The sequence below is a fragment of the Nocardia sp. NPDC051833 genome (genome assembly GCF_040681225.1).
Taxonomy (GTDB): domain Bacteria; phylum Actinomycetota; class Actinomycetes; order Mycobacteriales; family Mycobacteriaceae; genus Nocardia.
The window spans coordinates 422673-442225 of record NZ_JBFAYK010000004.1 but is presented as its reverse complement, the minus strand read 5'-3'; the positions used below and the strand labels follow the sequence as shown (position 1 = coordinate 442225).

General features: G+C 69.7%; 18 protein-coding genes and 1 tRNA gene. 8 read left to right on the top strand and 11 right to left on the bottom strand.

Annotated features, from left to right (window positions below):
* The first annotated feature begins 11 nt into the window (after positions 1 to 11).
* The gene (locus AB0L91_RS30450; RefSeq protein WP_365015868.1) at positions 12 to 905 is read left to right on the top strand and encodes a sterol desaturase family protein; all 894 of its coding nucleotides are present in this window, start codon (positions 12 to 14) and stop codon (positions 903 to 905) included.
* Complete coding sequence (locus AB0L91_RS30445; RefSeq protein WP_365015866.1) at positions 902 to 1429, top strand: DoxX family protein; 528 nt, start codon at positions 902 to 904, stop codon at positions 1427 to 1429. The genes AB0L91_RS30450 and AB0L91_RS30445 overlap by 4 nt, the downstream gene beginning before the upstream one ends.
* Here AB0L91_RS30445 and AB0L91_RS30440 read toward each other — a convergent pair.
* The gene (locus tag AB0L91_RS30440) at positions 1426 to 4662 is read right to left on the bottom strand and encodes a BTAD domain-containing putative transcriptional regulator (protein WP_365015864.1); all 3237 of its coding nucleotides are present in this window, start codon (positions 4660 to 4662) and stop codon (positions 1426 to 1428) included. The genes AB0L91_RS30445 and AB0L91_RS30440 overlap by 4 nt on opposite strands.
* Before the next feature lie 110 nt (positions 4663 to 4772).
* Between AB0L91_RS30440 and AB0L91_RS30435 the strand changes: the two genes are divergently transcribed.
* The 3 genes from AB0L91_RS30435 to AB0L91_RS30425 all read left to right on the top strand — a co-directional run bounded on the left by AB0L91_RS30435 (position 4773) and on the right by AB0L91_RS30425 (position 7186).
* Complete coding sequence (locus AB0L91_RS30435; RefSeq protein ID WP_365015862.1) at positions 4773 to 5669, top strand: alpha/beta hydrolase; 897 nt, start codon at positions 4773 to 4775, stop codon at positions 5667 to 5669.
* Positions 5669 to 6250 carry an NAD(P)H-dependent oxidoreductase gene (locus tag AB0L91_RS30430; protein WP_365015861.1) on the top strand — a complete coding sequence of 194 codons (582 nt, stop codon included), beginning with the start codon at positions 5669 to 5671 and terminating at the stop codon, positions 6248 to 6250. The genes AB0L91_RS30435 and AB0L91_RS30430 overlap by 1 nt, the downstream gene beginning before the upstream one ends.
* A gap of 69 nt (positions 6251 to 6319) precedes the next feature.
* Complete coding sequence (locus AB0L91_RS30425) at positions 6320 to 7186, top strand: alpha/beta hydrolase (protein WP_365015860.1); 867 nt, start codon at positions 6320 to 6322, stop codon at positions 7184 to 7186.
* 12 nt (positions 7187 to 7198) lie between these two features.
* On the opposite strand, the gene AB0L91_RS30420 is transcribed toward AB0L91_RS30425, so the two are convergent.
* The 5 genes from AB0L91_RS30420 to AB0L91_RS30400 form a co-directional block, all read right to left on the bottom strand.
* Positions 7199 to 7408, bottom strand: a complete 210-nt coding sequence (locus tag AB0L91_RS30420; RefSeq protein WP_357347881.1) for a TOBE domain-containing protein — start codon at positions 7406 to 7408, stop codon at positions 7199 to 7201.
* A 143-nt stretch (positions 7409 to 7551) separates the two neighbouring features.
* The gene (locus AB0L91_RS30415; RefSeq protein WP_365015858.1) at positions 7552 to 8778 is read right to left on the bottom strand and encodes a serine hydrolase domain-containing protein; all 1227 of its coding nucleotides are present in this window, start codon (positions 8776 to 8778) and stop codon (positions 7552 to 7554) included.
* 207 nt (positions 8779 to 8985) lie between these two features.
* Entirely contained in the window at positions 8986 to 9183 is a 198-nt protein-coding gene (locus AB0L91_RS30410) for a hypothetical protein (RefSeq protein ID WP_365015856.1), read from the bottom strand.
* Between the two features lie 216 nt (positions 9184 to 9399).
* Positions 9400 to 10554, bottom strand: coding sequence for a S8 family serine peptidase (locus AB0L91_RS30405; RefSeq protein ID WP_365015855.1), 1155 nt, complete (start codon positions 10552 to 10554; stop codon positions 9400 to 9402).
* An 11-nt stretch (positions 10555 to 10565) separates the two neighbouring features.
* The gene (locus AB0L91_RS30400) at positions 10566 to 11585 is read right to left on the bottom strand and encodes a trypsin-like peptidase domain-containing protein (protein WP_365015853.1); all 1020 of its coding nucleotides are present in this window, start codon (positions 11583 to 11585) and stop codon (positions 10566 to 10568) included.
* 277 nt (positions 11586 to 11862) lie between these two features.
* On the opposite strand from AB0L91_RS30400, the gene AB0L91_RS30395 reads away from it, so the two are divergent.
* On the top strand, positions 11863 to 12684 hold the full coding sequence (locus tag AB0L91_RS30395; protein WP_365015851.1) for a sterol desaturase family protein: 822 nt from the start codon (positions 11863 to 11865) through the stop codon (positions 12682 to 12684).
* An 81-nt stretch (positions 12685 to 12765) separates the two neighbouring features.
* Positions 12766 to 13530 carry an ABC transporter permease gene (locus AB0L91_RS30390; protein ID WP_365015849.1) on the top strand — a complete coding sequence of 255 codons (765 nt, stop codon included), beginning with the start codon at positions 12766 to 12768 and terminating at the stop codon, positions 13528 to 13530.
* Between the two features lie 110 nt (positions 13531 to 13640).
* Here AB0L91_RS30390 and AB0L91_RS30385 read toward each other — a convergent pair.
* Positions 13641 to 13713: transfer RNA gene (locus AB0L91_RS30385), tRNA-Asn, on the bottom strand.
* A 214-nt stretch (positions 13714 to 13927) separates the two neighbouring features.
* Here AB0L91_RS30385 and AB0L91_RS30380 point away from each other — a divergent pair.
* Positions 13928 to 14173 (top strand): hypothetical protein, encoded by a 246-nt coding sequence (locus AB0L91_RS30380; RefSeq protein ID WP_355278813.1) that lies wholly within the window; start codon positions 13928 to 13930, stop codon positions 14171 to 14173.
* 1 nt (position 14174) lies between these two features.
* On the opposite strand, the gene dnaG is transcribed toward AB0L91_RS30380, so the two are convergent.
* The 4 genes from dnaG to AB0L91_RS30360 all read right to left on the bottom strand — a co-directional run bounded on the left by dnaG (position 14175) and on the right by AB0L91_RS30360 (position 19527).
* A complete protein-coding gene (gene dnaG, locus AB0L91_RS30375) occupies positions 14175 to 16109 on the bottom strand; it encodes a DNA primase (protein WP_365015847.1) in 1935 nt (644 codons plus the stop codon).
* 25 nt (positions 16110 to 16134) lie between these two features.
* Positions 16135 to 17388, bottom strand: a complete 1254-nt coding sequence (locus AB0L91_RS30370; protein ID WP_355278807.1) for a deoxyguanosinetriphosphate triphosphohydrolase — start codon at positions 17386 to 17388, stop codon at positions 16135 to 16137.
* 6 nt (positions 17389 to 17394) lie between these two features.
* Complete coding sequence (locus AB0L91_RS30365; RefSeq protein WP_365015844.1) at positions 17395 to 18087, bottom strand: YdcF family protein; 693 nt, start codon at positions 18085 to 18087, stop codon at positions 17395 to 17397.
* A 762-nt stretch (positions 18088 to 18849) separates the two neighbouring features.
* On the bottom strand, positions 18850 to 19527 hold the full coding sequence (locus AB0L91_RS30360; RefSeq protein ID WP_365015842.1) for an MBL fold metallo-hydrolase: 678 nt from the start codon (positions 19525 to 19527) through the stop codon (positions 18850 to 18852).
* Positions 19528 to 19553: the final 26 nt, after the last annotated feature.

Sequence of the window (19553 nt, the reverse complement as noted above, 5' to 3'; positions counted from 1 at the left end):
TAGGAGCCGGTATGTTCTCCGCGGTCTGGGACCACATCAACAACCCCCTGCTCTACGCAGTCCCGTTCTTCGTCGTCTTCATCGCGATCGAGGCGGTGAGCCTGCGGCACGCGAGCGCCGACGCCGGCCCGCGCGCGTACTCGCCGATCGACACCCGCACCAGCCTCAGCATGGGCTTCGGCGCGCTGGGGGCGATGGCGCTGTTCAAACTGCTCACCCTGGTCCTGTTCGTGATCCTGTGGACCGAGCTGGCGCCCTGGCATCTCCCGACAACCGTATGGTGGTACTGGCCGGTGCTGATGCTCGTCGTCGACCTCGCCTGGTACTGCAATCACCGGTTCTCACACCGCGTGCGCATCGGCTGGGCCGCGCACCAGGCGCATCACTCCAGCGAGTACTTCAACCTCGGCACCGCGCTGCGGCAGAAGTGGAACCCGTGGTCGGAGGCCATCTTCTGGGCGCCGCTCCCGCTACTCGGCTTCGCGCCGTGGACCATCTACGTCGCCTTCGCCCTGAATCTCATCTACCAGTTCTTCACCCACACCGAGACCATCGACAAGCTGTGGCGCCCGGTCGAATTCGTGTTCAACACACCGTCGCACCACCGGGTCCACCACGGCAGCGACCCGGAATACCTCGACCGCAACTACGGCGGCATCCTGATCGTCTGGGACCGGATGTTCGGCACGTTCCAGCGGGAACTGCACACCCCGTCCTACGGACTCACCACGCCGGTCGGCACCTACAACCTGCTGCGCCTGCAGTACCACGAATACGGCAACATCATTCGCGATGTCCGCGGCGCCACGCGATGGCGTGATCGGCTCGGTTACGTGTTCGCCCCGCCCGGCTGGCAGCCCGCGGGCCGGACCTCCGCCTCGGCCGCGCGAAAGCAGGCGGCGTGAGTTCGGCCGACCTCGCGGCACTCGTCCTGCGCTTGACCCTCGGCGCTGTCCTGCTGGCCCACGGCATCAATCACGCCTGGGGCGGCGGCGGGCTGGCCGGCACGGCGCGCTGGTTCGGCTCGATCGGCCTACGCCCGGCGATACCGCACGCGGTCCTCGCCACGGCGACCGAGATCACCGCCGGAGCGCTGCTCTCGGTCGGGCTGTTCACCCCCTTCGCCGCGGCGGCCGTCGTCTCGACGATGACCGTCGCCCTGATCACCGCACACCGACGCAACGGGTTCTTCGTCTTCCGGCCCGGCCAGGGCTGGGAATACACCGGCGTCCTCGTCGCGACCGCGGCGGCCGCCGCCACGCTCGGACCGGGTCGATGGTCGGTGGACCACCTGCTCGGCATCGCCGCGGACGGCGGTGCGGCGCTGACGATCGCGCTCGGGCTCGGGCTGATCGCCGCGACCCTGCTGCTCGGCGTCTGCTGGCGTCCACCACGCGAAGAATCCCGCGCCGCGGCGACGTCCGCCTAGGTCGCGGGTGACGCCGCGACCGTGTCGACGAGTGCGCGCGCAGCGGTGGCGGTCAGGGCGAGTCCGGCGGTGTGGGCGGTGGTGAAGGCGGTCGCCCCCAACCCGGCGCGAACCATGGCGGTGGCGCGGTCGATATCGGGTCGTTCCGCGGGCAGCAGCGGCATGCCGGCCTTGCTCCGTAGGGCCTCGGTGGCGCCGAGCAGGCGCGCGGCGGTGTCGAATTCGCCGAGGGCGGCGGTGGCGGCGGCCGCGCCGCCGAGGGCGAACGCGGCGTCGCGGGGGGCATCCATGCGCTGGGAGCCGTCGAAGGCGCGCAGGTGTTCGGTCAGGCCCGCGGCGGGTTCGCCGCGCTGTTCCAGCAGATAGCCCAGCTCGACCTGGAGCATCGGGACGAACAGCGGGATCTCCTCCTCGGCGGTGGGGTCGGTGGCCGCGTCGGCGAGCAGGGCGCGCACCAGCCGCTCCGCCTCGTCGGGACGACCGTCCCGGCGCGCGGTGAAGGCCAGCACGATCGAGGCGAACAACCGGCCCGCGCCGTCGCCTTGTTCGGACGCGAGCACCATGGCCTGCTCGGCGAAATCGCGGGCCGCGTCGAACTCGGTGTGCTGCATGGCGATCCAGCCGAGCCAGCACAGATGCGAGGCCGCCTGCCCCCACAGTTCCAGCTCTCTGGCCAGCACCAGGGCTTCCCGATGGATCTCGGCGGCACCGGCCAGATCGCCGGTCAGCTCGGCCAGGCCGCCGAGCCACTCCGCGGCTTGCAACCGGCCCCACCGATCGCCGAGCTCGGCGAACAGCCGCGCGCCCTCCTTCGCGTAGCGGTCCAGGGCCGCCACGTCGGCCCGGCTGTGCGCGGACTTCGCCAGCGCCACCTGAATGGTCGCGACACTCCAGCGGTCACCGAGGTCCCGGCACTGCGAGAGCAGCTCGCGCACCGAGGTTTCCAGGTCCTGGTCGGCGCCCGCGTCCAGCGCCGAGATCAGCAGGACGACTTCGGCTCGCACCCGCACGGCCGGGTCGTCGAGTTCCGCGAGCCCCGCCGACACCGCGGCGCGGCGCGCGCTCGCGTCGGTGAAGTCGCCCTGCTGGAAGGCGGCGGTGAGCTGCCACGCCGCGACCGGTGCCCGACGACGCGCGGTTCCGCCCAGCGCGAGTACCGCGTCGAACCACCGGCGGGCGAGGCCGAGCCTGCCGCGCAGCAGCCAGTACCACGCCAGCGCGTCGGTCAGCCGCAGTCCCGTCTCGGCGTCACCCTCGCGCAGCGCGTCGTCCAGCGCCATCCGCAGATTCGCGTCCTCGCTGTCGAGCTGCACCAACCATCGGTGCTGGTCGGCACCGTAGAGTTCCGGCGCGGCGCGCTCGGCCAGCGCGAGGTAGTACGCGTGATGCGCCCGGCGCACCGCGACGTCCTCGCCCGCCTCGGCCAACCGGTCCAGGCTGAACGCGGCCACCGACTCGAGCAGCCGATACCGGCGACCGCTCTGCTGGACCAGCGATCGGTCCACCAGCCGCGCGATCACATCGGCGATCAGCGCGGGCGCGACCGGTGCCGGAGCGCCGTCGACCTCGGCGGCGCACACGGACTCGGCCGCGTCGAGCGTGCACCCGCCCGCGTGGACGGCCAAGCGGCGCAGCACGACTCGCTCGTCCTCGTCGAGCAGCCCCCAGCTCCAATCGATCATGGCGGCGAGGGTCTGCTGACGCGGCGGAGCGCCACGATGCCCGGTCGCCAGCAGCCGGAACCGGTCGTCGAGCCGGGCCACCATCTCGTGCACGCCGAGGGCGCGCACCCTGGTGGCGGCCAGTTCCAGGGCCAGCGGGATGCCGTCGAGCCTGCGGCACAGCGTGGCGACCGCGTCGGCGTTCCCGGCGTCGAGCGCGAATTCCCTGGCACCGGCCTGCGCGCGCGTCACGAACAGCCGCACCGCGTTCGACTCGGCGATCGCGGTCACGTCGCTGCCGGGCGACGGCACGGTGAGCGGTTCGACGGTGACGACGTCCTCGCCCGCCAGGCGCAGTTGTTCGCGGCTGGTCGCCAGGATGCGCAGCCGGGGGGCCGCGCCGAGCAGCGCCTCGGTGAGGTCGGCCACCTGCTCGACGATGTGTTCGCAGTTGTCCAGGACCAGCAGCATGTCCTGCTCGGCCAGTGCCTCCCCCAGCGCGATCGCCGAGCCTGCGCCGTCCTCGAGCCGCATGCCGACGACCTGCGCCACGGTATCGGCGACACGATCGGTGTCGGTGGTGGCCGAGGCCAGCGGCGCGAGCTCGACGAGCCAGGTTCCGTGCGGATGGCGTTCGGCGCGGCCCGCCGCCGTCGCCGTCGCGAGGCGGGTCTTGCCGACGCCACCCGGACCGATCAGGGTCACCAGCCGTGACCCGTCGACGGCCCGGCTCAACGCGTCGAGATCGGCTGTCCGGCCGATCAATTCGGTGCGCGGCGCGGGGATGTTGGTCGTGCGTCTGCGGACGACGGCGCGCGGGCGGGTGACCACCAGGCCGGGGTCCTGGCCGAGGATCGACCGGTGCAGGTCGACCAGTTCCGGGCTCGGGTCCAGCCCCAGTTCGTCGGCGAGTTGCCTGCGCAGGTCCTCGTAACTGTCGAGCGCGTCGGCTTGCCTGCCCGCGCCGTACAGTGCCCGCAGTTGGGCCGCGCGCAGCCGTTCCCGCAGTGGGTGTTCCGCGACGAAGTGGGTGAGTTCGCCTACCACCGCACCGTATTCGCCCTCGGCGAGCCGGGCCTCGGCCAGCTCCTCGACCGCGACCAGGCGCAGTTCTTCCAGCTGGGCGACGGCCGAGCGGGTGAACTCCGCGTCGCGGAAGTCGTCGAAAGCCGGTCCGCGCCACAGTCCCAGCGCCTCGGTCAGCGTCGCGATCCGCGGTCCGGTGTCGGTGTGGGTGCGTGCTTCGGCCAGCAGTGCCCGGAACCGCTGCGCATCGACCGCGGTGGTGGCCAGGCGGTATCCGGGCGGCGGCGACACCACCAGATCGCGGCTGCCGGGTTCGGCGTCCTCGAGCGCGCGGCGCAGTTGCGAGGCCTTGGCGGCGAGGGTGCCCGCGGGGTTGCCGGGCGGGTCCTCGCCCCAGATGTCATCGATCAGCCGGTCGGCCGACACCGGCTGACCGGCGGCGAGCAGCAGATCGGCCAGCAGGGCCCTGACCTTGGTCCCGGGAACCGCGACGACGTCACCACCGTCGGTCCACACCGTCAGCGGACCGAGCACACCGAAACGCATAACCGCACCCTAGCGGGTTCCGGGCACACCGGAATCCGACCGTAAACAAACCGGAAGGCCCCGGGCGCACTGTTGGTCCCAACGAGATCGACACCCCACAGGAGAACGACATGAAACTCACCGCCCTCGCCCTGATCGCCGGGATCGCCGCCACCGCGCTGCTCACCGCCTGCGGCGCCGACCAGGCCCCCGCGCCCGCGTCGCCCGGCGCCTACGCCGAGGTCAACGGCCTGCGCATGTACTACGAGCGCCACGGCGTCGCCACCGAGCAGCCGCCGCTGGTGCTGCTGCACGGCGCGCTCTCCGGCATCGGCACCGACTTCGCCGAGCTGATCCCCGAGCTGTCGAAGACCCGCGAGGTGATCGCGATCGAACAGCAGGCACACGGCCGCACCGCCGATATCGACCGTCCGCTGCGGACGCCGCAGATGGCCGACGACACCGTCGCGCTGCTCGGTCAGCTCGGGATCCGGCGCATCGACCTGCTCGGCTACAGCATGGGCGCCGGCGTCGCGCTCGACATCACGCTGCGCCACCCGGAGTTGGTGCGCAAGCAGATCCTGCTCTCCGGCGGGCTCGGCGCCGAGGCCATGCACCCCGGCCTGATGGAAGGAATGGACGAACTGCAGCCCGAGCACCTGCACGGCTCCACCTTCCACACCGACTACCTGGCCAACGCGCCGCGCCCGGCGGACTTCCCCCAGCTGGTGGCCCGGGTGATCGACCACGACGTCAACGGCATGCCGTCGGTCTCCCCGGAAGCCGCCCGCACGATCACGGCCCCGACACTGACCGTGATCGGCGACTCCGACATCGTCCGGCCCGAGCACGCCGTGGAGATGTTCCGGCTCTTCGGCGGCGGCATCATGGGCGACACCCCCGCCGGCCTGCCCAACGCCCAGCTCGCGATCCTGCCCGGCACCTCCCACATCACCGCGCCGCATCGCCCCGAGCTGCTGCTGCCGATGATCCCGGCCTTCCTCGACGCGCCGGTCGAGGACGCCTGATGCGCGAGCCGATGCGGGTGGCCCTGATCGTCGGGTCCACCCGCACAGGCCGTTTCGGTCCGCTGGTGGCCGACTGGTTCGCCGGTCGCCTCGCCCGCCGCCGTGACCTGAGCCTCGACCGGATCGACCTGGCCACCGCCGCTCTTCCCCACCAGCTCCCCGACTTCGACGAAGAACATCCGGACACGGTGCGCGCGTTGGGTTCCCGGCTCGCAGCCGCCGACGCGTTCGTGCTCGTCACCCCCGAGTACAACCGCAGCTTCCCGGCCGCGGTGAAGAACGCGATCGACTGGTTCGACACCGAATGGGCCGCCAAGCCGGTCTGCGTCGTCACCTACTGCCGCGACACGGAGGGCGGCCACGGCGCCGCGCAGCTCCGGCAGGTCTTCGGCGAACTCAACGCCGTCCCGATCCGCCGCACCGTCACCGTCACGAAAGCCTGGCAGCGCTTCGCCGTCGACGGATCCTGGCCCCGCCGCGACGCCGAACTCGACGACACCGTCGAGTCCACCCTCGACCAGCTCACCTGGTGGGCCACCGCCCTGCGCACCGCCCGCACCGCCGCCCCGTTCGTACCGTGACGACCACCGATGAATTCCGGGGGTGGGAGCCGTCTGTTCCAGGGAGACGCAATCAGCAGAGGAGTCGTCATGCCATCTCCCGTCCGACAGTCACCCGAGCGGCTGGTCTCCGTCGGCGATGCCGACCTGTGTGTGACCACCTTCGGTGACCGGCGGCACCCCGCGATCGTGCTGCCGTGCACCGCGCGGCTGTTCTGGGAGGACTCCTGGTGCGAACAGCTGGCCGACGCGGGCCGGTTCGTCCTGCGCTACGACATCCGCGACACCGGCCGGTCGACCGCCTACCCGACCGGCTCCCCCGGCTACACCCTCCGCGACCTGGTCGCCGACCTCATCGGCCTGCTGGACGCCCTCGACCTGCCGCGGGCCCAGCTCGTCGGCTACTCCCTGGCCGGGTGGATCTGCCAGCTCGCCGCCCTCGACCACCCCGACCGGGTGTCCGCCCTGGCCCTGATCAACACCCGCCCGGCCGCGCCCGGCCCCATCGACCCTGACCTGCCCGAACATGCCGACCGGGTCATGGCGTTCTTCAAACGGACCGCGCCCCCGGACTGGTCCGACCGAGCGGCGGTGATCGACTACCGCGTCGAACAGGCCCGGGTACTGGCAGGCACCCACGGATTCGACGAACCGACGGCACGGCTGCACGCGACCCGGATGGTCGACCGCACGACCGACATGTCCGCCAGCGTCCTCAACCTGGCCTACGTCGACTCCGGCGACCGCTGGCGCGAGCGACTGGGCGAGATCACCGCGCCGACCCTCGTCGTCCACGGCACCGACGACCCCTTCTTCCCCTACGGCAACGGCCTCGCCCTCGCCCGGGAGATCCCCGGCGCCGAACTGCTCCCCCTGGACGGCATCGGCCACGAGCTCCCGGCTATCACCTGGGACCGGGTGCGCACCGCCCTCGTGGCACAGCAGCCGGACAGTTGACCGCGCCGCCGATCATTCGATCCCCAGCGTCACCTCGGTCGACTTGATCAGCACCTTCACCACCGACCCCTCGGCCAGCCCGAGATCGTCGACGGCGTCCCGGGTGATCGACGAGGTGATCTCGTCGCCACCGGCGAGGCGCACCCGCACCACCGCCATCGCCTCCCCGCGCGTCACCGAGACCACCGTGCCGTCGAGTTGATTCCGTGTGCTCAGTCGCATGCACCGCAGCCTAGATCGATCACCTGCGGTTTCGGGCCGACACGCGTCGGTGGGTGCCGATCTCGTCAGAAGAGGAAGAGCATCGGCCCGAAGAGGGTCTCTCCGTCGGATTCCCGGCATCGCCGCCGATGCCGGGTTTCGGGTCAGACCGCCAGCGGCAACTCGACCGGATCGCCGGCTTCCGCACCCGCGCCGCGCACCACCGCGGCCAGCAGACCGAGCAGGACGAACTGATCGCGCGGCAGCAGCAGGGCCTCGGGCGCCCAGTTGTGCACGAACCCGACGGCCAGGCCCGAGGCGGGATCGGCCCAGCCGCCGGAGCCGACGAAGCCGATGTGCCCGAAGGCATTTCGCGCGCCGGGCACCGGCATCGAGTGGTAGCCGAGCCGCCAGCCCATCGGCAGCAGCAGGTTACGGTCCGGCAGGACCGATTGCAGGCGTGCCATGGCGCGCACCCGCTGTCGCGAGAACAGGGGCGATTCGGTGGCGATCGCGTTGTAGACGGCGGCCAGGGAGCGAGCGGTGAACACCCCGTTCGCGCCGGGGAGTTCACCCCGCAGGATGGCCGGGTCGGCGCCGTGGGCCAGGCGGTCGATGCCCTCGGTGTAGATCGATCGCAGGAAGCCCGCGCCGGGGACCGGGGTTCGCGCGGCGAACCGGATCATCATCTCGGCCTGGGGAATTCCGAGCGGAGTGGTCGATCCGTGCGTCGCCGCCACCGTGGCGCGCGCATCGGGACCGGGAGCCCCGAGGTGCAGACCGTCCACCCCCAGCGGTTCGGCCAGCTCCGTGCGATACAGCTCGCCCATGCTCTTGCCGGTGACCGCTCTGGCGATTCCCGCGATGATGGTTCCGTACGAAATCGCGTGGTAGGCGGGGATTCCGCGGAATCGGTCCGGCGCCGCGGCGGCGAGGCGTTCCTCGATCAGCCGGTGGTCGGCGAGGTCGTCGGCGGTGTGGGCGAAGACGCCGATCCGCGACAGCCCGGCCCGATGACTCATCGCCTCCGCGACGGTGATCCGCGCTTTGCCGTTCACACCGAATTCCGGCCAGTACTCCGCGACCGGCGCCCGGTAGTCCACCAGCCCGCGCTCGGCCAGCACGTGCAGCACCGTCGAGGTGACGCCCTTCGACGTCGAGTACGACAGCGCCGCGGTGTTCTCCTGCCACGGCGTCGCACCGGTGGCGTCCGCGTACCCGGCCCACACGTCGACGACCCGCCGCCCGTGCTGATAGACCGCCAGCGCGCCGCCGCCTCGCTCGCCGTCGAACAGCCGCCCGAACCGATCGATGGCTTCCTGGAACTGGGGTGCGGCACTACCGCGAATCGCGGTGGTCGGCGGCCCCGGACGAGACGATGCTCCAAGCATTAGAAAACCTCACATGTCACCATTGACAGACGAATTCCGGATCACCGTCCGCAATCAGTCGGAGGGTTTACGTTACCCGAGATCAACAGGCATTTCGAGACTGCGAGGCCGGTTCGATACCCGTCCGTACGCATTCCTCTCGAACGGAGAATTTCACCGGCGAAATTTGTCTCAGACGACCAACTAGTCGCCATGTCGCGACGTCGGCTACCGCCCGGAGCCGCTCTCGATGAACTCACGTACGAAACACAACGGGCAGATGGGATCGAACGGAGCCGTGATCGCGGTCGCGGCGGTGGGGGCCGATCCCGACGCGTCCGAGGCCGCCGCCGCAACCGTCGGCTGCGCGGCGATGGCCAGCGCGATCGCCCCGACGGCGGCGATCTCGAGCATCTTGCGAGTCATCCGATCCTCCACGTTCGGCGATGTGCCGCCACGATATCAAACGCCTATGATGCGGGCTCGCCGATGCCGACGGCAACGGCCCCACCAGTTGAGTTGCAGCTCAGCACAATTCGGATCGACACTCGACGTCGCCGATCCATCCGATCACGCTGTCGGATCGCTGCGCCGAGCGCGGGTCGACCCCGCGCCCGGCGCTGCGATCGGCGTTCACGGTGGTCAGGCCCTGGAACGGTCGATGCCCGCTTCGATCAGTGCCGTCCGCGCGACGTCCTTCGCGCACGCGGTGAGCGCACCGAACGCGCTGATCCGGCTGAACGTCTGCCCGGTGTGCACGACATTGTCGTGCTCGTCGTCGCCGTCCACGATCGGCACGGCACCGGCCAGCAGCCACTTGCGGACGTCGGCGACCGACGGCATCGTCCCGGTCGCCCGCAGATGCAGCTGCTGCACCAGCAGGATGACCCCGGCGACCACGGGCGTGGCCTGACTGGTGCCGTGCTGGATCGACTCACCGGTGTCGTTGCGGATTCCCGACGAGGTCGTCGGGGCACCGGGCGCGAAGATGTCGGTCGCGCAGTCGCCGCCCGCGGTCGCGTGCAGGCGCTGCGAGAACGGCGTGATCCGGTCCGGTGCCGTGGACAGGGCGGTCGCCCCCGATCCGTAGCTGAACGATCCCTCGTCGGCGTCGTACACGGCGCCGACACTGATCGTCTGCCGGAAGATCGCCGGGTAACTCATCCCCTGGGCACTGCTGTGCCCGAAGTAGTCGTTACCCGCCGCGACACAGCAGGCGACCCCGGCGTCGGTGAGTTTGCGCAACTCCACGCCGACGCCGTCCCCCGCGAATCCGGCGTCGGTGGTGTTGTTGTCCGAGGCGCCCAGCGACATACAGACGACGGAGATCCCGAGCGCCGCCCGATTGGCCAGCACCCAGCGCAGGGCATCGCGGATCGCGAGAAAGCTACCGCCGCCGGAGTTGTCGAGCACCTTGACCGGCACGACATTCGCGCGCGGCGCCATCCCGGTGTGCACGCCGCCCGCGCAGATGATGCCCGCGACATTGGTGCCGTGGCCCTGCCCGTCTTTCGCGTCGGTGGGTGAACCGTTGTTGTCGGTGGTGAAATTCCGGCTCGCCTTGACCCGTCCGGCGAAATCGACGTGGGTGGTGCGCAGACCGGTGTCGAGGACGGCGACCGTCAGACCGGTTCCGTCGACATTGAACTTGGCGCGCGCCTCGGCCGCGCGAACCAGCAGATCGACCTCGAGCAGTTCGGGCAGCACCGACAGGTCGGACTGCAACGGCTTCTCGACGGGCACGACCGTATCGAACGCGACGCCGGCTTCCGGCTCGGCGGAAATGATGTCGGACATGATGATTCCTCCTACAGCGCCGAGTACTCGACGATGAAGTCGAAGACGTCGCGGGTCATCCGCCTGCCGAAATTGGGCTTCGAGTTGTCGCCGATCGCACCGGTGGCACCGCGCAGCACGCCGACGACATAGGGCCAGCCGTCGGTGTCGTAGACGTAGAGGCCGGAACCGCTGTCGCCGTACCACGCGTCCATGAAGAAGTTGATGTACTGGCCGTTGAGCAGGCCGTTGCCCTCGTTGCCCCAGATCTGCGGCTGCGCCTTGTCACTCGGGTGCCCGTACAGATACATCCGGTTGCCGGTCACCACATTGTCGGGCGCGACCCACAGGCCCTTCCATCCAGACGCCCGGCCGGGGAAGTCACCGTAGCCGGAGAACTCGATGACGGCGTAGTCGAAGCGTGCGTCACCGCCGGCGTTGTTGACCCAGCCGCCGGGCACCGTCACGTTGTAGCCACCGTGGCTGCCGAACGGCATCGGGGTCGCGTCCTGACGGTCGGTACCGGGCGCGAAGGAGGCGAACGGCAGCCAATTCGTCCCGTTGTGCACGACGTGTGCCGCGGTCAGCGCGGTCGACGGCCCGATCATCGTCCCGGACCCGGAGTAGCTCCCACCCGGCAGCGCGAGATAGGTGACCGTGCTCATCGGATACGCGGTGTTGTCGCGTCGCACGACCCGGTTGTCGGGGCCGATGATGCCCGAAAGCGCGTGCAGCGACTTCGAATCGATGAGTTCGGACTCCGAGCGCGGCAGCGCGGTGTAGGACGACGTCTGCCGGGCGCGGTCGGCCCGCAGCAACTCGACGAGCGAGGTGTTCGGCGCGTCGGTCGTGTACTCCTTGCCCTCGTTGTAGATCACCGGCCGCAGCGCTTCGGCGAGCTCGTAGTCCGACAGTTCGAGAACGGAGCCGAGCTCGTCGCCGTACGGCGGCTCGACGCGGGGGTACACCGAGTTCGGTGACACCTTCGCGTCGCCGACCAGCGTCAGCGGTTTGCCTTTGGGCGAGGTCAGGGTGGTCATGGCGGTAGACATGCGGACTCCTCGGTTCCGAGCGGCTTCCGATGCCCATCGCCACGTCAGCCGCGGATTGTTTGGCCGCTCTCAACGTACGAAGTTGCGCGCCGGGCAACGCGAGTACACGGCTACCCCAATTCCCGGGCGTACTACCTGCGTACTACGCGACCGGATCATGCGGCCCGGCCCGGCAACGAGGTGGCTATCGGCCACCCCTTGGGTACCTGGTCCGGTGCGGCGCCGTGGACGACAGTTGACCTATGACTGGAACGACATCGACCCCCCAGGTGTGGTGATGGACGTCTCGACCCTGCTGATCTGGCTGGCGATCCCGGTGTTCGTCGTCGCCGTCGTGGCGGAAATCGTGTACCTGAAGTGTCACGGCAAGTCCTACGACTTCCGTGACTCGGCCACCTCCCTCGCCGCCGGCCTGGGGTACCAGCTCCTCAACATTCCCTGGGCACTGGTGGAGCTCGCGATCTTCGCCGCTGTCTCCTCGCTGGTGCCGTGGCAGCTCGAGGGTTGGGTCGCGTGGGTCGTCGCGCTGATCGGGGTCGACTTCGCCTACTACTGGTTCCACCGCGCCCACCACGAGATCCGGGTGTTCTGGTCGGTCCACGTGGTGCACCACTCGAGCGAGAGCTTCAACCTCACCACCGCACTGCGGACGCCGTGGCTGGTCGTCACCTCGCTGCCGTTCCTGGTGCCACTGGCCCTGACGGGAATCGACGGCAGGATCATCGCCGCCGCCTACGCGATCAACCTCCTGTACCAGTTCGGCATCCACACCGAGGTCATCGACAAACTGTGGGCGCCTGTCGAATTCGTGTTCAACACTCCGAGCCACCACCGCGTGCACCACGGCTCCAACGCCGACTACCTCGACCGCAACTACGGTGGCGTGCTCATCGTCTGGGACCGCGTCTTCGGCACCTTCGAGCCGGAGGGCGAGCGGGCGGTCTACGGCCTCACCAGCAACGTCGACACCTACAACATCGCGAAGATCAACGCCCGCGAGCTGATCGCGATCTGGCGGGACGTCCGGAACGCGTCGTCCTTCTCGGACAGGCTCGGCTACCTCTTCCGTGGGCCAGGGTGGCAGCCACAGCCGACCTGAGCCGCCGGGATCCGATCCGGCGATCCCAGCCCACGCCGCACGATCCGTAGGATTCGGGTGATCTCGCGGTGAGGAGACAGCATGGTGGTCACGCCCGGTCTCGGCCTTGCCCTGCTCTGCCTGGGACTGGTGGCCGCCGCGGCCCTGGTCTACCGGCTGGCCCACCTGGGTGGACCGGCCGTGGTGCCCGCAGCGGCGGGACGAGCAGTACTGCAACTGGGCGCGGTCGCGCTGATTCTCGCCGCGGCCGTGCGGCACGTGTGGTCGGCGGTGCTCGTGGTGCTCGTCATGTTCGGCGCGGCGGCCGTCACCGCCGCGCGACGCGCCGAGGCGGGCCGGTCGGGATCCTGGCTCGGACTGGCCATCGCCGCCGGTATCACCGCGGTGCTGCCCGCGACACTGCTCAGCGGAGTCGTCCCGATCCACGGAGTCACCCTCGTAGCGATCGGCGGCATCCTGCTCGGCGGCACCATGACCGCGACCTCGCTGGCCGCCCGCCGGGGCCTGGACGCCGTCACCCGACGCCGGGGTGAGGTCGAGGCCGCGTTGAGCCTGGGATTCGGCGCCAGGACGGCCCGCCTGGTGGTCCTCGGCGACACCGCGATCGACGCGCTGATCCCCGGCGTCGACCAAGCCCGCACGGTCGGATTGGTCACTCTCCCCGGCGCTTTCATCGGCGTGCTGCTCACCAGCGGATCGGCCGTTCAAGCCGGCGCCGTACAAATCCTGGTCCTGATCGGATTGATGCTGTCACAGGCCTGTGCGGTAGCGGTGACGGTCGAACTGGTCGCCCGGGGTCGGGTGCACCGCGACCATCCAGGCAAGTCCGGCAGCCGCCTGTCGTGAGACTGCCGCGGCCGGGAAATTCGCACCGGAATTCTCGGCATTCCGCTGGATCACAGCCCATAAACTGAAACAGGCCAGGCACGATAATCGCGCCTGGCCTGGTGGTTATGCTCCCCCATCTGGACTCGAACCAGAAACCTGCCGATTAACAGTCGGCTGCTCTGCCAATTGAGCTATAGGGGAATACTCTCCTGAACCGTTAGACTCAGGCGGTCTGCCTTGGCGGGCTGACCGAGATGAAACTTTAGCGCATGGCATCGCAGGTTCCCAAATCGGGCCGCTACCTGCGGACATGCGGCGTATAACGATGTGCTGACGAACGGTGGCCGGATCGACAGGGGTGGGGCCACTGGGGCAGGATGGAGCCCGCACACAGACGTGGGAGGAGCTCCAGGAGATGCTGCGGTTGATCATCGGCGTAGCGGCCGGTTATGTGCTGGGCACCAAGGCCGGGCGCGCGCGCTACGAGCAGATCAGTGCGGCGACGCGCGCCGTCGCGGGGAGCCCGGTGACGAAGAAGCTGGTGTCGGTGAGCCGGCAGAAGCTGTCCGACAAGTTGAGCACGCAACCGAAGCTGGAGCCGATGACGCCGATCGACGAGCGCACCACGGTGCTGGTGCCGCACAACCAGCTGCGCCGCTGACTCAGGCGCCCGCCGCGAAGCCTTCGCTGCCCATCGCCTGGGCGGCGAGGCTCTTGCGGTACTGCTCGAGCGCGACCAGGTCGCCGAACAGGGTCATGTAGGTGTCGGGCTCTTCGCTGGCCGACAGTCGCTGCAGCTTCGACTTCAGCTCGGCGATCTGACGGCCGACCCAGGCTTCCTGGGTGCGCGCCAGCACGCCGGTGATGAAGCGCGGGATGTCGTTCTGAGAGCGCACCGGCAGCTGCTCGTTGGCGAGCTCGGAGACCAGCGCGCGCGTCATCAGATCGTCGGTGTGGTCGGCCACCGCCGCGACCCACTCCGCGCCGCCGAGCCCGGCCGCCGTGCCACCGGCTTGCGCGATCATGATGCGCACGGCCACATAGGCCGGATGGGTGAACGCGGCGGTGTCGATGGAGTCGAACACCACACCCGCGATGCCGGGGTATTGCAGTGCGGCGCTGAGGGTTTGGCGCTGCGCGAGCAGCACCGGGTCGTTGGGCGCCGGGCGCACCGACGAGCTCTCCTCGACCCGCGGCGCGGAAATCGGTTCGGCGCTCACCTTTCCGGCCTGCTTGCCCGGACCGGCGGCACCGCCCATCCGGTTCTTCTTGGCTTCCTCACCGACGCGACGGACGACGAGCTGGATGTCGTCCCAGCCGACCCAGCCGGCCAGTTTGGTCGCGTAGCCCTTGCGGGTCGCGTTGTCCTTGATCTGGGCCACCACGGGCACGGTGCGGCGCAGCGCCTCGACCCTGCCCTCGACGTCGTCGAGGTTGTGTTCGGCGAGTAGGCCGCGAATCACGAACTCGTAGAGCGGGGTCCGGCGCGCGACCAGATCGCGGACCGCGGCGTCGCCGGAGTGCTGGCGCAGTTCGCACGGATCCTGGCCGTCGGGGGCGACGGCGATGTAGGTCTGGCCGGCCAGGCGCTGATCGCCGCTGAACGCCTTCAGGGCGGCGGCTTGGCCCGCCGCGTCACCGTCGAAGGTGTAGATGATCTCGCCGCGCCAGAAGTTGTCGTCCATCAGGAGCCTGCGCAGCACCTGGAGGTGCTCCTCGCCGAAGGCGGTGCCACAGGAGGCGACGGCGGTCTTCACTCCGGCCAGGTGCATCGCCATCACGTCGGTGTAGCCCTCGACGACGACGGCCTGATGCCCCTTGGAGATCTCGCGCTTGGCGTGGTCGAGCCCGAAGAGCACCTGGGACTTCTTGTACAGCAACGTCTCCGGCGTGTTCACGTACTTGCCGGGCATGGTGTCGTCGTCGAAGAGCTTGCGCGCGCCGAACCCGATCACCTCGCCACCGAGGTTGCGGATCGGCCACAGCAGCCTGCGGTGGAACCGGTCGATCGGCCCGCGCTTGCCCTGCTTGGACAGCCCGGCCGCTTCCAGCTCCTTGAACTCGAAACCCTTGCGCAGCAGGTGCTTGGTGAGCGCGTCCCAGCCGCCGGGCGCGTAGCCGCAGCCGAACTGCTGGGCGGCGGCGCCATCGAAGTTGCGGTCGGTCAGGTACTTGCGCGCGGTCTCGGCCTCGGGCTCGCGCAGCTGCGCCATGTAGAACTCGTGCGCGGCCGCGTTGGCGGCGACCAGCCGGGAGCGGGTACCGCGGTCGCGCTGGACCGAGGTGCCGCCGCCCTCGTAGTTGATCTGGTAGCCGATGCGGTCGGCCATCTGCTCGACGGCCTCGACGAAGCCGATGTGCTCGATCTGCTGCAGGAACTTGTAGACGTCACCGCCCTCACCACAGCCGAAGCAGTGGAACAGGCCGTGGTTGGGCCGCACGTGGAACGACGGCGACTTCTCGTCGTGGAAGGGGCACAGGCCCTTGATCGAGTCGGCGCCCGCGCGCTTGAGCGCGACGTACTCACCGACGACATCTTCGATCCGGACCCGGTCACGGATCGCCGCGATATCGCGATCTGGGATTCGTCCGGCCACGATCAGTGAGTCTAGTCGGGCCGGCTCAGCGGCAGTCCAGCGAGGCGGCGACGCGCTCGAAGCGGCTCTCGGTGTAGGAGGCGATCTGGTCGATCACCACGCGCACCCTGGCGGTGTCGTCGGTGGCGGCGTTCCACCAGGGCAGCATCTGGTCGTCCAGGTGGGCGGGCGCGGTGGTGAGCAGGCGGTCGGCGACGGCCTGCACCCGTTCGCGCTGGGTCTGCTGGCGGGCCAGGTGGCCGCGGTCGGACCGCACGTAGCGCAGGGCGACCGTCTTGAGGACGGCCACCTCGGCGGCCACGATCGGCGGCACGATCAGGTCGGCCTCGTAGCGGATGAGCGGGCCCGGCCCGTACCGCTCGTGGGTGGCGGCGATCGCGGCCGTCGCGAACCGGCCGACCAGCTCGCTGGTGAGCCGCTTGAGCGCCACCGAGGCGGCGAAGGTGCCGTCGTAGTCCACCGCATCGGCGACGACGTCGAGTTCGGACAGGCGCTGCGCGGCGGCGGCCAGCGCGTCGATCGACTGGTCCGGGTGCTGGCCGTGGCCCTGTTCGGCGAGGGCGGCCTGTTCGCTGGGGTCGGCCAGGGCGCGCAGGTCGATCCGGCCGACGATCACGCCGTCCTCCACGTCGTGCACCGAGTAGGCGACGTCGTCGGACCAGTCCATGATCTGGCATTCCAGGCTCTGCTTGCGGTCCGGCGCGTCCTTGCGCACCCAGGCCAGGCGCTCGAGGTCGTCCTCGTAGGCGCCGAACTTGGTGCCGGAACCGCTTCTGCCCCAGGGATATTTGAGGGTCGCGTCCAGGGCGGCGCGGGTCAGGTTGAGCCCGGCGCTCTCCCCCGCCGGGTCGAGCACCTTCGGTTCGAGGCGGGTCAGGATGCGCAGGTTCTGCGCATTGCCCTCGAAACCGCCGTATTCGTCGGCGAATTCGTCGAGGGCGCGTTCGCCGTTGTGGCCGTAGGGCGGATGGCCGATGTCGTGGGCGAGGCCGGCCAGGTCGACGAGATCGGGGTCGGCGCCGACGCCGTCGGCGATGCTGCGGCCGATCTGGGCGACTTCGAGCGAATGGGTGAGCCGGGTGCGCGGGGTGTCGCCCTCGCGCGGGCCCATGACCTGGGTCTTGTCGGCGAGGCGGCGCAGCGCCGCCGAGTGCAGCACGCGGGCCCGGTCGCGCGAGAACTCACTGCGGTGGCCCTTGTCCGCAGCGCCCGGCCAGGCGGTCTTCCCCGGCTCGTGGACCATCCGTTCCCGGTCGTGCGGGGTGTAGCTGTCGCTCATCGAATCTCACTGTCCCGCCGTGTAAGAGAAGTCTGCCGAGAAATGGGTCAGCTGGTACCAGAGCAGCGCGCCGGTCTCGCGGGCGATGCCGTGGAACTGCGATTCCCTGGTGTAGACCGCCGGTCCGGTGCGGGTCGGCGCGGTCCACGCGTCCAGTCCGGCGTCGCGAGCCATCGTCCTGGTCCGCAGTGAATGCCACGGATCGCTGACGAGTACGGCCGATGACATCCCGCGCGCCTGCATGGCGGTCGCGACCGCTTCGACGCTGCGCAGCGTGTCCGATCCGGTCTCCACCGCGAGGATGTCCTCGCTGGGGACGCCCTTGTCCTCGAGGTAGCGCTTGCCCGAGGCGGCCTCGGTGTAGAGGTCGCCCTCCTGTTTGCCGCCGACGGTGATCACCCGGGGCGCGACGCCGACCTCGTAGAGCCGCCACGCCTGGTACAGCCGTGCCTCGAAGACCGACGAGGGGGTGCCCGAGTACTGCGCGGCGCCGAGCACCACGATCGCGTCGGCCTTGGTGTAGTCGTCGATGCGGGCGACCTGCCACACCCGGAAGGCGGTCCCGGCCACCAGGACCACGCCCATCAGCACCGCACCGGCGATCAACCGGCCGATCCATCGCGAGACCGACGACGCGAGCCCGTGCGGGCGACGAGCATCCGGGGCAGGTGCGGCCGTGCGCGGGAAACCCGATTTCATCCTGATCAGTGTGCCAGGTCCGGCCGACGACCGATCATGCCAGCGGTCACCACCGGATTCCGGTCCGGTGAACGACCGACAGCGGGACCGTCCGCCCAGGCGATCCGCGCGGCGATCTCGACCATCGAACGGACCAGCGGGCTGTGTGTCGACCAGCCCGGCAGGGGGTAAGTTTCGCGCCGAATGCCGCGGTGTCCGGCGCCGGTGTGGTCACGGCTGTGGCGGGAACGAGCGCGCCGCTTCGATTCGAGTAGTCCAACTACTCGACAATTGCCTGGTCAGGGGCGTGTACTGAAAAAGGTGGCCTGCTACGACACCAGGACACCTCTGCTGGGTGGTCCGGGCAACCGGGTGTCCCTCCCACGGTCGCCCGCGCACCGGGCGGCATCGGTCGATCCCCGCGGACCGGCCGCAGAAGGTTCCACATAAGGGTTTCCCACAACCAGGATGCGCGAACCTGATTTGTTGTGTTTTTCACGGCTCCTCGAAGGGGGTGCCCGCCCTAACAGGTAAATCTCCGCGCGACCTCCCCGAATCTCCATTCCGGAGCGGCCACGTGACCCAGCTAGACAACGAGACCTTCGCGGTGACGGTGTCCCGCGGAGATTCAGTCATCTTCCACTGGATATTCCGTCCCCGGACCATCAAGAAGGTCCATCGGGTCGGCGGTGTGATCACCGTTTTGGAGTAGGCGGCGTCAGAACCGTCGGAGCAACGGCATCAGGGCCCGGGCCTGGTGCCGTTGTTCCGTCTCGGGCCGGTTCACCAGCCTCGTTCCCGCCATTCGGCGAGGTGCGGGCGCTCGTCGCCGAGCGTGGTGTCGTCACCGTGGCCCGGATAGACGACGGTGTCGTCGGCGAAGCGGTCGAACAGCTTGGTGGTGACGTCGGTGAGCAGGGTGTCGAAATCGGCCGGGTTGTGGGTCTTGCCGACGCCACCGGGGAACAGCGAGTCGCCGGTGAACAGGTGGGCGCGGCCCGCGCCGTCGACGAGCGCCAGGGCGATGGAACCGGGCGTGTGGCCGCGCAGGTGGATCGCTTCGAGGACGATATCGCCGACCTGGACCGTGTCACCGTCGGCGAGCAGCCGGTCGGGCCGCACCGGCAGGGGGTCGGCGTCGAGGGGGTGGGCCGCGGTCTCGACACCGAGCGAGTCGGTGACCTCGGACAGTGCCTGCCAGTGGTCGGGGTGCTGGTGGGTGGTGACGATCAGGTCGATCTGGCCGGGGGTCTCCTGACCGGTGAGCTCGAGGATGCGGGCGGCGTCGTTGGCCGCGTCGATCAGGATCGCGGCGCCGGTGGCCGTGCTCTGCACGAGGTAGGTGTTGTTGTCCATCGGACCGACCGACATCTTCACGATGCGGGCGCCGGGGACATCCCGCTGCTGGGCGGCTCCGGTCGCGGTGACATGCCCGGTGTAGAGACGATCGACTGTGGCCATCCGCCGATCGTAGAAGGCACGCTGCG